9 protein-coding genes and 1 pseudogene are annotated in these 13,907 nt (G+C 69.8%); 2 read left to right on the top strand and 8 right to left on the bottom strand.

The window, feature by feature from the left end; genetic code table 11:
- Nucleotides 1–12: 12 nt before the first annotated feature.
- Together ACIQI8_RS08050 and ACIQI8_RS08045 are read right to left on the bottom strand one after the other, a co-directional pair.
- The gene (locus ACIQI8_RS08050; protein WP_123996961.1) at nucleotides 13–489 is read right to left on the bottom strand and encodes a roadblock/LC7 domain-containing protein; all 477 of its coding nucleotides are present in this window, start codon (nucleotides 487–489) and stop codon (nucleotides 13–15) included.
- Nucleotides 486–3,230 carry an ATP-binding protein gene (locus ACIQI8_RS08045; RefSeq protein WP_402346043.1) on the bottom strand — a complete coding sequence of 915 codons (2,745 nt, stop codon included), beginning with the start codon at nucleotides 3,228–3,230 and terminating at the stop codon, nucleotides 486–488. The genes ACIQI8_RS08050 and ACIQI8_RS08045 overlap by 4 nt, the downstream gene beginning before the upstream one ends.
- A gap of 382 nt (nucleotides 3,231–3,612) precedes the next feature.
- On the opposite strand from ACIQI8_RS08045, the gene ACIQI8_RS08040 reads away from it, so the two are divergent.
- Entirely contained in the window at nucleotides 3,613–4,569 is a 957-nt protein-coding gene (locus ACIQI8_RS08040; protein ID WP_402346041.1) for an ABC transporter substrate-binding protein, read from the top strand.
- Nucleotides 4,570–4,666: 97 nt separating this feature from the next.
- Here ACIQI8_RS08040 and ACIQI8_RS08035 read toward each other — a convergent pair.
- From ACIQI8_RS08035 to ACIQI8_RS08010, 6 genes and pseudogenes are all read right to left on the bottom strand, one after another.
- Nucleotides 4,667–6,076 (bottom strand): annotated as a pseudogene (locus tag ACIQI8_RS08035) (glycoside hydrolase family 43 protein); the annotation flags it as partial.
- Nucleotides 6,077–6,190: 114 nt separating this feature from the next.
- Nucleotides 6,191–7,156: an ROK family protein gene (locus ACIQI8_RS08030; protein ID WP_402346039.1), complete on the bottom strand. Its 966-nt coding sequence runs from the start codon at nucleotides 7,154–7,156 to the stop codon at nucleotides 6,191–6,193.
- Entirely contained in the window at nucleotides 7,153–8,895 is a 1,743-nt protein-coding gene (locus ACIQI8_RS08025) for a dipeptide ABC transporter ATP-binding protein (protein ID WP_402346038.1), read from the bottom strand. Before ACIQI8_RS08025 ends, ACIQI8_RS08030 begins: the two co-directional genes overlap by 4 nt.
- Nucleotides 8,892–9,773, bottom strand: coding sequence for an ABC transporter permease (locus ACIQI8_RS08020; RefSeq protein WP_402346036.1), 882 nt, complete (start codon nucleotides 9,771–9,773; stop codon nucleotides 8,892–8,894). The genes ACIQI8_RS08025 and ACIQI8_RS08020 overlap by 4 nt, the downstream gene beginning before the upstream one ends.
- The gene (locus tag ACIQI8_RS08015) at nucleotides 9,770–10,729 is read right to left on the bottom strand and encodes an ABC transporter permease (protein WP_402346034.1); all 960 of its coding nucleotides are present in this window, start codon (nucleotides 10,727–10,729) and stop codon (nucleotides 9,770–9,772) included. The genes ACIQI8_RS08020 and ACIQI8_RS08015 overlap by 4 nt, the downstream gene beginning before the upstream one ends.
- A 3-nt stretch (nucleotides 10,730–10,732) precedes the next feature.
- Nucleotides 10,733–12,490: a peptide ABC transporter substrate-binding protein gene (locus ACIQI8_RS08010; protein ID WP_402346032.1), complete on the bottom strand. Its 1,758-nt coding sequence runs from the start codon at nucleotides 12,488–12,490 to the stop codon at nucleotides 10,733–10,735.
- 182 nt (nucleotides 12,491–12,672) lie between these two features.
- Here ACIQI8_RS08010 and ACIQI8_RS08005 point away from each other — a divergent pair, with 182 nt between their 5' ends.
- A complete protein-coding gene (locus tag ACIQI8_RS08005) occupies nucleotides 12,673–13,872 on the top strand; it encodes an ROK family protein (protein WP_402346030.1) in 1,200 nt (399 codons plus the stop codon).
- Nucleotides 13,873–13,907 lie beyond the last annotated feature (35 nt).

Genomic DNA, 13,907 nt, shown 5'->3' with positions numbered 1-13,907 from the left:
TCGGCGACCGGGTCAGCGCTTCGACGGGACGCCGACGGTGTTCTTCAGTTCGAGCACGAGCTGGGGGCTGAGCGCGGCCCCGGCCCGGTTGGCGAACAGCGTCATCTCGTAGGCGATGTTGCCGAGCTTGGCCTCCTTGTCGGCGACCACGCCGAGCACGGCGCCGCTGCCGATCGCGGAGACGATGACGTGTCCGCCCTCCAGGTCGATGATGACCTTGTTCAGGCCGCCCAGACCGTAGTTGCCGGAGGCTCCGGCGGCCAGGCTGGTGATGCCCGAGACGATGGCCGCCAGCCGCTCGGAGTGGGCCCGCTCGCGCAGCTCCGACACGGCGATCAGCAGCCCGTCGGAGGAGACGGCGATGGCGTCCACGACGCCCGCGGTCTCGGTGGCGAATCGGTTGAGCAGCCAGTTGAAGTCTGCTGCGGCGGCCTGCAGATCGGTCGGCGTGGTGCTTCCCGTCGGAGTGTCACCTGTCGACGTACTCACTGCTCCGCTCCTTCCGGGAGGTGGTTCTGGTCTTGCGGATCGGGGGTCGTGCGTACGCCGGTCCCGGCGCCGGTGCTGTCGCGGTTGGCCCGCTCCACCGCCGCCTCGAACTCGTCGAGCGAGTCACGGACGGCGTCCGCGTCGGCGGGCCGGGGGGCCTGCCGTGCCGACTGCTGGGCGTCGGCGGTGGTGTGCAGCGTCGCCCCGCGGACACGGCGGCGCAGCGGGCGCGTCGCGCCGTCCTCGGCGGACACCGTTGTCGGCGCCGGGGCTGTCTCGGTACGGGCCTTGGGAATGAACGGCGGGTCGGGCTCCGTCGCCTCCCGCTTGGGAACGCGACGGGGGAGCGGGTCCGGCCGCCCGTCGGTCGGGGCGTGATCCGACAATCCGGTGTCCTCCTCGACGCCGGTTGGCTGCCGCCGGCCTGACACGTGATCGACGGCCGAGTCGTCCTGGACGGCCCAGCTGGGAGTGGTGGCCGACGCCGGCGCGGCGCCGTCGCGGGCGGCCGAGGAGCCGTCCCGCTCGGTGGCGCCACCGACGCCGCTGCCGGGCCCGACCGCGTCCCACGCGGCCCGCACGGGGGTGGCCGCCGTCGAGTCCCGCTCGGGCGCACCGAGAGCGGTCGCGGACTCGGGTGCGACGGCGTCGGTGGAACCCACCGGGCCGCTGTCGATCCCGGCCCATGCGTCCCGGCCGCCGCCTGCCGACTGCAGGTCCTTGGCCGCCGAACCGCCGGAGGCCATCGTTCCGACGGGGCTCATCGTCAGCAGCAGGGACGAGGGGACCGTCACCTCGGCCGTGACGCCGCCGCCCGGGGTGCGGGAGAGGGTGACGCCGACGTCCCAGCGGCGGGCCAGCGTGCCGACCACGAACAGGCCGAGGACCTTCGTCGGTACGAGGTCCAGGCGCTCGCGGCGGATCAGCCGGGCGTTCTCCTCGGCGAGCCGCTCGCCGCTCATGCCCAGACCGTGGTCCGCGATGACGATCGAGGCGCCCGAGCCGTCCTCGACGGACGCGTCCCGTACGGCCACCTCGACCGGGCTGCCGGCCGGCGAGAACGACACCGCGTTCTCCAGGAGCTCGGCCACCATCAGGGTCAGGTCGCCGATGATGTCCGGCTCCACCATGATCTCGGTGCGGGCCTGCAGCCGTACCCGCTGGAAGCCCTCGATCTGACCGAGCGCGGCACGTACGACGTTGGTGAGCTCGGTCGGCCCGGAGTCCAGGACCGTCTCGCGGATGCCGGCCAGCAGCATCAGGGAGTCGGCGTTGCGGCGTAGACGCACGGCGATGTGGTCGATGGAGTAGAGGCGTTCCAGCAGCGCCGGATCCGTCTCGCCGCGCTCCACCGCGTCGATCAGGGCCAGCTGGCGGGTGGTGAGGTTGCTGACCCGGCGGCCGACGTTGCCGAACATCTCGGCGACGTTGCGGCGGCTGAGCACCTGACGCTCCAGAAGGGCGATCGAGGTGGTCTGCACCCGGTTGAACACCTCGGCCAGCGTGCCGATCTCGTCGTTCGCCGTCACCGGCATCTCGCGCAGCATCGGCGGCCCGGAGTCCTCGGTGTCGTCGTCGGCCACCCGGGCCAGCTCGCGCCCGGCCACCTCGGCGACCTCCTGCGCGGCGCCGGTCAGGGCCATCACCGGACGGACCACCGAGCGGCGTACCACCACGGAGAAGGCGATCCACAGGACGAAGCCGATCAGACCGATGCCGAGCAGCAGCGCCGCGCGCAGCGAGGCGTCGCCGGAGGCCTCGTCGGCCCGGTCGGCGATGTCACCGATGAGCGAGGCGGTGATCTTCAGCCGGGTCGCGGACTGGTCGCGGTAGTCGGGGTAGTCGGCCAGCGCGGCCGACAGCGCCTTGCCGATCTGCACCGGCGACTGCGCCGACAGCCCGCTCGGGTCGATCTGCAGCTCGGCGTAGTGCTGGGTGATCGTCGCCTGCGCGGAGTTGTGCTCGATGCCGCCCAGCCGGTCGGTCTGCTCCTCCGAGGCGAACCGCGCGAAGCGCTCCGCCTGGTGGCTGTAGAGCTCGTAGGCGCCGACCGCGTTGATGAACTCGATCAGCGCGTTGGTGTCGCCGGTGCGCGCGGAGAACACGCTGGTCTCGAAGGAGCTGTGGGCGGCGTCGGCGCGCAGCAGCGAGTCCAGCAGGTTGCCGGTGAAGGTCGCGGCGAGCGACTCGTTGCGGTCCAGGCCCAGGCCGTCGATCAGACCCTTGGAGGCGTTGGTGTACGCCGGGTCGATGTTGTCGGCGGGCAGATAGCCCTGCTCGATCGTCTCGCGCAGGCTGGTCAGGCCCTCGACCTCGCGCAGCGCCTGTGCCTCGGTGCTCGGCAGCTGGTCGCCGAAGGCGTCGCGCACCTTCTCGACCTGCTGGGACACCGCCTGCTGCGCGGTCCGGTACCCGGACAGCGAGGGCTTGGCGCCCCCGTCCACGGCCTCGAACCGCACGGAGAGGAGGATGGCCTGCTGGTGCTCGGCCTCCACCCGGTCCACCAGCGTGGCGACCTGGGCGCTGTTGCGGACCAGCCGCGCCGCATCGGACGCGGAGGTCGACTGGCCCACCTGGTCGACGACGAGATAGGCGAGCAGGACGGCCACCACGGCGAGTGGAATGCCGACCAGGAGGTTGAGTTTGCGCCTGAACGGCCACCGGTCGGCGAAGCTCCGAATACCGCCCCTCGACGGCGGCGGGGCCTGCCGGGCGGGCGCGTCCACTTCGGTCGTGGACACCGGTCCTCCTTCGTGCATGTTCTCATCGGGCGCGTCGATGCGCGTGACCGATTCTGATCGATGGGCCGGACCCCGGAAATGGTGCCGAAGACACCGAAGCGGCCCCCGCACACCGCTGTGACCGACGCCAACTGCCGTGAGACTACCGCCTCTTTGAACGATCAAGGGTGTCGCCCTACGTCAAGAATCCGTTACAAAGAGCCTCCGGTTCCTCACCTGTCCGTTCGCCGTTCCTTCACAGACGATCACGCATTGAGGCGTAAGCGATCACGCATTGAGTCCAATCGGTGACCAGGCTGCTCTTGACTGAGTGAGAACAGGCTGGATTGGATCAGTTGCAGCGCTCGCTTCACACCAATCCCCAGAGTCCGGAACGGGAATCGTGACTTCCAACGCCCCACGCAGCAGGTCCTTCAGGATTCATCCCGCGGCCGCCGTAGCGCTCGCCGCCACCACGGCCCTGCTGGCGGGATGTTCCTCTTCTTCCGACGACAAGTCCGACCCCCTGGCCGGGGACAAGTCCGACGGCAAGACCGTCGTCGTCGGATCCAACAACTTCGCCGAGAGCATCCTGATCGCCGACATCTACGGCGAGGCGCTCAAGGCGAAGGGCATCAAGGTCACCTACAAGCCGAACATCGGCAGCCGTGAGACCACCTACGGCCTGCTGAAGAACGGCTCCATCACCGTGCTGCCCGAGTACAACGGCGCACTGCTGGCCTACCTCGACCCGAAGGCCACCCCGAAGACGGTGGAGGCCACCACGGCCGCCATCGACGCCAAGCTCGACACCAAGCTGACGCTGCTCGACCCGGCCTCGGCGCAGGACAAGGACTCGGTCACGGTCAACGCGGCCACCGCGAAGAAGTACAACCTGACCGCCGAGTCCAGCATCGCGGACCTCAAGGACATCGCGAAGGACCTGTCGATCGGTGCCTCGCCGGAGTTCCAGACCCGCCAGCAGGGCCTGGTCGGCCTGAAGTCGGTGTATGGCCTGGAGTTCAAGTCCTTCAAGGCGCTGGACGCGGGCGGCCCGCTGACCCAGGCGGCGCTGACGAAGAACACCGTCCAGGCGGCGGACCTCTTCACCACGGACCCGACCATCATCAAGGAGAAGCACGTCGTCCTCCAGGACCCGGAGAACCTCTTCGGCTTCGAGAACGTGCAGCCCTTGGTATACAAGAGCGGCCTGTCCTCGGACGGCGTCGCCGCGCTCAACGCGGTCTCGGCCAAGCTCGACACCAAGGCCCTGCTCGACCTGGACTCGCAGGTCCAGCTCGACAACAAGGACCCGCTGGACGTCGCGAAGGCCTGGCTGAAGACGGTCGGCCTGGGCTGACCCCCGGACCTTCGAGGCGGGCGTCCCTCTCCGGGCCTTTCCGGGAGGGGCGCCCGCCTTCGTCGTGCCGCCTGCGCAGTACCGACGTCTCGTGTCCGTAGCCGACGTAGAAGGTCGCGTCCTGCTGCTCGGTCGACGTCGAGATCGGGTCGATGCGCAGGACGTAGTTGGAGTGCCGGATGTAGCGGGTCGGGTTGTTGTACGAGCGGAACGACGCCCAGCTCGCGTCGGCGAGGCCCGCCGTGCGGTAGAAGGTCGCGTCCCCCGCGAACGTCGACGTGCCGTCGTTCACGTCGAGTCGGAGCGCGTAGTCGTAGTGCCGCAGATACCTGGTCGGGTAGTTCACCGACTGGAAGGACACCCCCGAACTGTCGGCGAGACCGGGGACCAGCTTCCACTGGGAGTCGGCGTACGGATCGAAGGCGTACTCGTCCATCCGGCCGATGTAGTTGCTGTGCCGGACGTACCGGGCCGGGTAGTTGTAGGACTTCAGCCGGTTCCAGGCGGGTGTGCCCCACTTGGCGACCAGATTGCTGTACTGGGCCGTGGTGATCGGCTGGATGCCGCAGTGCTTGGAGTTCAGGGGCTGGGTGTACGTCTTCTGGTCGAGCGCGGTCCAGGTGCCGGCGGCCAGGCTGCTGGTCTGCCAGGCGTAGAAGACGCCGTTCGGCGACCAGGTGTCGCCCCACAGGTACCAAGTCGGGCCGGATGTGAGGGACTTGACCACCGTCGGGGCCTCGGTGCCGTTGTGCGAGACGGCGGTGCTGAACTCGGTGAAGCTGCCCGGGTCCAGTGAGGTGGAGCGGGCGCCGACCAGGGTCGAGTTCTTCTTGAAGTACAGGTAGTTGTAGCCGCCCACGCCGACGGCCATGTCCCCGTCGATGACGTCGTATCCGGGGTCGAAGAAGACCTGCGGGGAACCGGCGGTCACGAAGTCGGTGGTGTAGTTCACCATGATCACGTTGTGACCGCTGGAGTTGACGGCCGAGTAGATCACCGCGTACTGCCCCCGCCCCGCGTCCCAGAACGCCTCCGGCGCCCAGGCGTGGGTGTCCAGGTCGTGCACCTTCATGCGCCGGTAGCCGGTGAAGGTACGCAGGTCGGGGGAGTCCCAGACATGGAGGTACTGGCTGACGTACGTCCAGTCGGTGCCGTTGAGGTCGGTGGCGAGGACCACGAAGGTGCCGTCCTGCTTGCGCAGGATGAAGGGGTCGCGCAGACCGAGGGAGCCGGCGGTCGGCGTGGCCACGGGCGCGTTCTGGTTGAGCGGGGTCCACTGCAGACCGTCGGTGCTGATGGCGAGATGCAGGCCGTAGTTGGCGGCGAGCATGTCCGGCGACTCGGTGAAGTAGGCCATCACGTACGCCGAGTCGGCGGCGTGGGCGGTGCCGGCGCCGAGCGTCAGGGCGCCGGTGGCGGCGAGCGGCACGGTCGCGGCCATACCGAGGAACAGGCGGCGGGAGGGGCGCGGACCGGGGTGGGGACCAGGGTGCGGTCTGGCGTTCATCGGCTCTCCAGAGGCGTGCGGGGGCGCGGGGGTGCCCGAATGTCGATATATCGAACAAGGTTCGATAAACCGATCAGAAGGTAGGGATGTGACGCGTGAGCGTCAATCGCCCGGTCACGCTTGGCTGGATTCGACCGCCCGCTCCCCGTCCGCCGCCCCCACCGCGCCCAGCTCCGCCCATGCCCGGGCCGCCGCCCCGACCGCCACGGCGTCACCGCCGAGGGCGGCGGGCAGCACCCGCAGGGCACGGCCGCTGACGGGCGGCTCGACGGTCAGCGTCCGCTGCACGGCGGGCTCAAGCAGTGACCACGACCGGCTGACACCGCCGCCGATCACGCACGTGGTGATGTCCAGCAGACCCGCCGTGACCAGCAGCGCCCGGGCCACACCGGCACCCGCCGCCGCGTAGACGGCGAGGGCGTCCGCCTCGCCCCGGCCCGCCGCTTCGGCGACCTCGTGGGCGGTCACATCCCGGCCGGTGCGCTCGCGGTACCGGGCGGCGATCGAGCGGCCCGACGCCAGCGTCTCCAGGTGGCCGCGCCCGCCGCAGGTGCACGGCAACTCGCCGAACCCGGGCACATGCCCGATCTCGCCGGCCGCCCCGTGCGGGCCCTCGTAAAGGGCGCCATCCAGCCACAGCGCCCCACCGACCCCGGTGCCCAAGGTCATGCCGAGCACATACGGTTCGCCGGCGACCGCACCGGCCGCCGCCTCGCCGCGAAGGAACGCGTTGACGTCGTTGTCGAGGAACGCCGGTACGCCCAGGGCACCTTCGACCGTCGCCGTCACCTCGAACCCGGCCCAGTCCCGGAAGGAGTCGCTGGCGACCAGGATCCGCCCGGCCCGCACGTCCACCAGCCCGGCCGCTCCGACGCCAACTCCGAGTACCCGCCCAGGAGTTCGCTCAAGCAGCAGCCGTACGGCGTCCAGTGCGGCGCCGACCATCGCCGCCCCGCCCCGGTCCGCGGGGGTGGGCACCTCCAGGCGGTCGGAGATGCCGAAGTCTGCGGCGCACAGCACGACTTGGGTCGTCGTGCCGCCGATGTCGACGCCCGCGACCACCTCGGGAGTGCGCGTCACGCGGTGACCCCCGTCCGCAGGGCTGCCCGGCGGCGGCGCTGCACGACCGGGTCCGGCACGGGCACGGCCGCGATGAGCCGGCGCGTGTACTCCGTCTTCGGACGCAGCAGCGTGGTCATGGTCGGCCCCTGTTCCTCGACGCGTCCGGCCCGCATGACGACGACCCGCTGGGCGAACTGCTGGACCACCGCGAGGTCGTGCGACACGAAGAGACACGCGAACCCGAGTTCGCCCTGCAACTCCGCGATCACCTCAAGGACCGTCCGCTGCACACTCACGTCCAGCGCGCTGGTCGGCTCGTCCGCGACCAGCAGCCGCGGTTGCAGCACCAACGCCCGCGCGAGGCTGACCCGTTGCCGCTGCCCGCCGGACAGTTCACGGGGTCCGCGCCCCGCCAACTCCCGCGGCAGCCGCACCCGTTCCAGCACCTCCGCGACCAGCGCCCGCCGCTCGGCCGCCGACAGACCCCGGCGGTGCATCCGCAACGGCTCGGCCACGCACTCCCCGACACTCATCCGGGCGTCCAGCGAGGCCACCGGGTCCTGGAGCACCACACCGACTCCGGACAGCAGGGCCCGCCGCGCACGCCCCCGCATCCGCCCGAGCTCCCGCCCGAACAGCGACACCGTCCCGCCACTCGGCGCGACCAGCCCGAGCGCCACCCTCGCCGCCGTCGACTTGCCGGACCCCGACTCACCCACCAGCCCGACCGTCTCGCCGGGCCGCACGGTGAGCGACACGTCCTGAAGGGCCTGCACGGCTCCAGGACCACGCCCGAACCGCACGGAGACGCCTCGGAGTTCGACCACGGCGTCCCCCTCCGGGACCGGCGGCTCGGCCTTCGCGACCACCGGCGCACCGACCACCTCCCGGGGCACATCCGAGGCCGTCGCCGTCTCCACGGCCGATTCCGCCACCACCGGCACCTCCACGGCCAGTCGCGGAACGGCCGCCAACAGCCGCTGCGTGTACTCGTGTCGCGGGTGCAACAGCACCTGCTCCACCGGCCCGCTCTCCACGACCTCGCCGCTCAGCATGACGGCGACCCGGTCGGCGAAGTCGGCGACGACGCCCATGTTGTGCGTCACCAGCAGCACGCCGGTACCGGAGTCGGCCGCCAACGCCCGCAGCAGATCCAGGATCTCGGCCTGCACGGTCACGTCGAGCGCGGTCGTCGGCTCGTCCGCGATCAGCAGACCCGGCGAGTTGGCGATCGCCATCGCGATGACGACCCGCTGCCGCTGTCCGCCCGACAGCTGGAACGGAAACGCAGACGCTCGCCGCTCCGGCTCGGGAATCCCGACCCTGCGCAGGAGTCCGACGGCCTCGCGGGCGGCCTCGGCACGGGAGACGGCCCGGTGATTGCGTACGACTTCGGCGATCTGCGCACCGACCCGGGTCAGCGGATCGAGCGCGGTGGCCGGTTCCTGGAACACCATCGACGCGGTACGGCCGCGCAGCCGGGACAGTTCGACCTCACCGGCTCCGACCACCTGCGTGCCGTCGACCGAGATCCGCCCCGACGCACGGGCGTTGGACGGCAGCAGCCCCATCGCCGCGAGCGCCACCGTCGACTTCCCGGACCCGGACTCGCCGACCAACGCCAGTGTCTCGCCGGGCCGGACGTGCAACGACACCTCGCGCACGGCGGGCACGTCACCGGTGTCGGTGGCGAAGGTGACCCCGAGATCCTCGACCTCCAGGATGTTCGCCACCTTCGGCCCCTCTGTTTCCCTCACCCTCGGCCCCTCACGTCGAAGGCGTCGCGCAGCCCGTCGCCGATCGCGTTGAACGCGCACACGACGAGGATGATCGCGAGACCCGGCGGAACGATCAGCCACCAGCGCCCGGAGTACGCCGCCGTCAGTCCGGCGGACAGCATGCCGCCCCAGTCGGTCTTCGGCGGCTGGACGCCCAGGCCGAGATACGAGACGTAGGCGACGAGCAGGATCGCGTCGGCGACCTGGAAAGTGGCCGCCACGACGATCGTCGACACCGAGTTCGGCAGGATGTGCCGCCGGATGGCCCGGCCGTGGGTGCCGCCGGTCGCGCGCAACGTCAACACGTAGTCCCGGCTCTTGAGCGTGAGCGTCTCCGCCCGCACGAGCCGGGACGGCACCAGCCACGACACCAGACCGAGCACGATGATCAGACCGAGCGTGTCCGGGGTCGTGATCGCGGAGACGACCAGCAGGATGAACAACGCGGGAATGGCGATACCGGCGTCCACGATCCGCATCATCACCGCGTCCAGCCAACCGCCGGCATACCCGGCGGTGGCGCCCCACAGCGTGCCGATGACGGTGGCCAGGATCCCGGCCGCCAGCCCGACGAGCATCGAGACCTTCCCGCCGTACATCAACCGCCCGAGCTCGTCGTGCCCGACGGCGTCCGTCCCGAGCCAATGCGAGCCGCCCGGACCGAGGTTGACCTGCGTGAGGTCCGTGTGGGTCTGGTCGGTGGAGTAGAGGAGAGGGCCCACGAAACAGAACAGAAGGAAGAGGACGACCACGGTGAGCCCGGCGACGGCCAGCTTGTTGCGCGTGAACCGTCGCAGCGACAGGCGGTAGTTGGCCACCGGCTCGGCCGTGGGCGTGGTCTGCAGTACGGCTGTCATACCTGGCCCGCCTTCACTCGGGGATCGACGATCCGTTGGACGACATCCGCCAGCAGTGTTCCGACGACCGTCGCCACGGAGATGACCAGCACGCACCCCAGCAGCACCGGATAGTCGGAGGACTGCGCCGCGCTCCAGAACAGCAGCCCCATCCCCGGGTAGTTGAAGAGCTGCTCCACCACCAGCGCCCCGCCGAACAGCACCGGCACGTAGTACCCGAGCATCGCGATCACCGGCGTCAGCGAGTTGCGGAACACATGCCGGAAGAGAATCGCCCCCTGCCGAGCCCCACCGGCCCGCGCGGTGCGGACGTAGTCCTCGGAGAGGTTCTCCAGCGTCGAGGCCCGCATGTACCGACTGAAGACGGCCACCATGGACGCGGCCCCCGTGACCACCGGCAGCACGAGCCCCACCGGATCCGCGAACACGTCGGCCAGCGTGTCCCCTTGGGGCGCCTGGGAGGGGAACCAGTGCAGGGTCTGCGTGAAGACCAGCACCAGGATCAGCCCCAGGAAGTACACGGGCGTCGAGTACGCGACGAAGCTCAAGGTCGTGATCACGTAGTCCGCCGGCTTGTTGCGCCGCACCGCCTGCCACATGCCGAGCGGAATCGCGAGCAGCAGCCCGGCCAGCGCGGACAGCACCGTCAACACCAGTGTCTTCGGGAGCCGTTGCTCGATGAGCTTGGAGACCGCCTCGTTGAGCGTGTAGGACGTGCCGAGGTCACCGTGCAGCAGGGTGCCGAGATAGTGGACGTACTGGACGGGCAACGAGCGGTCCAGCTCCTGTTCGTGGTTGAAGGACGCGATCTGCTGGGCGGTCGCCTGCGGGCCGAGGATCCCGCGTGCGGGACCCCCGGGCAGCGCGTGCAGCAGGCAGAAGACCACGACCGTGACGATGAGGATCACCACGAGGGACTGGAGCACCCGCCGGGCCAGGTAGCCGAGAGTCTCCATGCCTCAGCTGGTCCACTTCCACTGCGCCGGGTGGAAGTTGGCGAGCGAGTCCTGCGAGAAGCCGCCCAGGCCCTTCTTCATCACCGAGATCTGGTAGTCGGGCTCCGGCAGCCAGATCACCGGCAGATCCTTGGCGAGCGCCGCGCTGTACTCCTGGACGGCCTGGTTCGAACTCGACGTCGTGGACGCGGAGATGAGCTGGTCGACCGCCGTGTTGGAGTAGTTGCCGAAGTTCGAGCCGCCCTTGGTCTGGAAGAGCGAGTCGCCGGTCGGGAAGGCGTTGAAGTACCAACTGCCCATCGTGCCGAAGAAGGACAGCTGCCACTTGCAGATCGACTGGCCCGCCGTGCACTGCGGGGTCTGCGAGAGCACCGAGTTGACGGGCGCGGTCTTGATGGAGAACTTGATGCCGGTCTTCGCGAGCGAGGACTGGATCGCGCTCATCATGTTGTCGGTCACCGTCGAGCCCGACTGCGACAGCACCTGCATCTGGAACTTCGTGCCCTTGGCCACCCCTTCACCGCACTGCGAGGCGCCGGTCCCCGGGCCGGTGCAGGTCATGACCCCGCCCTGCTCGGTCCAACCGTGCCCGGTCAGCAGGGACTTGGCGGCCGACGTCGAGAACGGGTACGGGTTGGCCTTCTGCGTCGACGACACGAAGTCGGACGTCTGGGCCTGCGGGACCGGCCCGTAGCCGGGCACCGCCGTGCCGTTGAAGACGACTTTCGCCAACGTGGTCTGGTCGATGGAGCGTTGGACCGCCTGGCGGGCGTACAGCTGCTTGAACACCGCGCCCATCGACGGGTTGTTGAAGTTGTACGGCATGTACGTGATCGCCCAGCCGGACCACGGCTTCACCTCGTAGCCCTGGGCGGTGAAGCTGTCCTTCTGGTCGAGGTCGGTCGCCTCGATGTAGCCGTAGTCCACGGTCCCCGACCGCAGCGCGTTCTTCTCGGCGTCCGCCGTGGTGAAGGGGAGCAGGTTCACCGTGGGGATACCGGGCTTCTCGCCGCCGTCGTACTTCTTGTTCGCGGTGAGCACGACCTTGCCGGCCGTCGAGAAGGACTTCACGGTGTAGGGGCCGTCGGTCGTCTTCCACAGGGCGTTGGAGGCGTAACCGCCTATGTTCTTCGCCGCGTTGTTCAGGTACGTCCAGTCCTGCTTGGCGTCCCCCGCCTTGTCCCAGACGTGCTGGGGCAGGGGGTTGATCGCGCTCAACTCGTTGGCCAGCATCCACTGCGGGTTGTAGGCCTTGTCGAAGGTGATCGTGAAGTGGCGGGCGTCCACCGTCTTGAAGGACGTCCAGTTGTCCGGCGCCTTGCCCGGGTTGTAGCCCGCCCACTCGGACTTGTTCGCCTTGATGAGGTCGAACCAGAACTTCACGTCGGCGGAGGTGATTGGCTTGCCGTCGCTCCAGTGCCGGTCGCCCAGCGTGATCGTGACGCTCTTGTTGTCGGCGGCGAAGTCGGCGGCCGTGGCCACCGACCCCTTCTTGTTCCAGCCGATGGTGCCGGTGGAGCCGTCGTAGGCGACGAGCGGTTCCCACAGCGTGTTCGCGATGGAGATGTTGTTGGTGTTGAGGTGCGCGGCCGTGCCGATCGGCAGGATCCAGTTCGGCGTGAAGTTGGCCGGCAGCGCGTAGTTGATCGAGTCGTGCGACCCGGAGGACGACGTACCGCTCGACCCGGAACAGCCCGCGAGCAGCAGCGTGCCCGCGCTGAGGGCGGCTCCGGTGAGGAGTCTCGTGCGAGCAGGGGACATGGCTCTCCTCGAAGGCAAAGGGTCTGAGGGGCGGAGTGAGCCCAGTGAACGACTCGTGGGGGCGAAGAAACAGGCGTGCCGCTGTAAAAAGCCTGTTACTGCTGTTCTGAAAAAACCCTTGAGGGTGCCCGTGAGGCTTACTCTCGACGCCCCGGCCGTCGAGATCGGAAGTTACTTCGCTCATGGTTGAAAAAAGCCCTGCGCCCCGGCGTCACGCAGCGGGCTTCTCCTCACTGGCCGAGCGGGTCCTCGAACTCCTCGCCTCCGGACAGGCCGCGACCCGCACGGAGTTGGCCGGTCTGCTCGGTGCCGCGCCTTCGACGATCTCGTTCACGGTGGGCCAGCTGCTCGACCACGGGCTCGTCGCCGAGGAGGGCACGGTGGCCTCCGCGGGCGGGCGCCCCCGCAAGGTGCTGCGGCTCGGCGGCAGCGACGGCTTCGCGGTGGCGGCCGAACTCGGCGGCCGGCACGCGCACGTGGGTGTCGTACTGCCGGGCGGCGGGATCACCGACGTCTCCACCGTGCCGTTCCCGACGGCGGACGGACCCGAGGCGGCGCTGCCGGGACTCGCCGAGACGCTGGAGGCGCTCGCCGACAAGCACGGACGGTCCCTGCTGCGGGGCGTCGGCCTCTCCCTGCCGGGCCCGGTCGACGTGGACCAGGGCGTCGTCACCCTCCCGTCCCGGATGCCCGGCTGGAACCGCTTCCCCGTCCGCGCCTGGCTGGACGACCGCTTCGGCGTGCCCGCGGCCATCGAGAACGACGCCAACTGCATGGCCGTCGGCGAGCACACCGTCCAGCCCGTCGGACGCCGTCAGTCGATCATGGTCAAGACCGGCACCGCGATCGGCGCCGGCGTCATCGCCGACGGCCGCCTCTACCGGGGCGGCACCGGCGCGGCAGGCGAGATCACCCACGTCCGGGTCGAGGCCGCCCACGACATCCCCTGCTCGTGCGGGAACACCGGCTGCCTGGAGACGGTCGCCTCGGGCGCGGCCCTGGTCCGCATCCTGCGCGAACGGGGACTGCCGGTCACCTCCACCGAGGACGTCGTACGCCTCGCCTCCGACGCCGACCCGGAGGCGACCCGCGCGGTCCGCCAGGCCGGCCGCTACCTCGGACAAGTGCTGGCCGCCAACGTCAACTTCTTCAACCCGGATGCCGTGTACCTGGGCGGCATCCTCTCCACCCTGGAGCCGTTCGTGGCGGCAGTCCGCAGCCAACTCTACGAAGGCTGCCACCCGTTGGTAACGGAACACCTGGTGATCGACCGGGCCAGCCTCGGCGCGGACGCGGGCCTGGTAGGCGCGGGCCAGTTCGCCCTCCAACGCTCCTTGGCCCAGGCCCTTCAGAAGGTGACTGGCCAATCAGCGCTGCAGTGACCTACTTAGGGGCGCGGGGAACTGCGCGACCAGCC

The organism is Streptomyces sp. NPDC092369 (assembly GCF_044755245.1).
GTDB lineage: Bacteria > Actinomycetota > Actinomycetes > Streptomycetales > Streptomycetaceae > Streptomyces.
The sequence above is the reverse complement of the archived record's forward strand: the minus strand, read 5'-3'. Positions and strand labels throughout refer to the sequence as shown.

Bases quoted from the DNA above. Each gene is read 5' to 3' on its own strand.
- ACIQI8_RS08020 (WP_402346036.1), bottom strand. From the start codon at position 9,773: ATGACAGCCGTACTGCAGACCACGCCCACGGCCGAGCCGGTGGCCAAC.
- ACIQI8_RS08005 (WP_402346030.1), top strand. From the start codon at position 12,673: ATGGTTGAAAAAAGCCCTGCGCCCCGGCGTCACGCAGCGGGCTTCTCC.
- ACIQI8_RS08015 (WP_402346034.1), bottom strand. From the start codon at position 10,729: ATGGAGACTCTCGGCTACCTGGCCCGGCGGGTGCTCCAGTCCCTCGTG.
- ACIQI8_RS08010 (WP_402346032.1), bottom strand. From the start codon at position 12,490: ATGTCCCCTGCTCGCACGAGACTCCTCACCGGAGCCGCCCTCAGCGCG.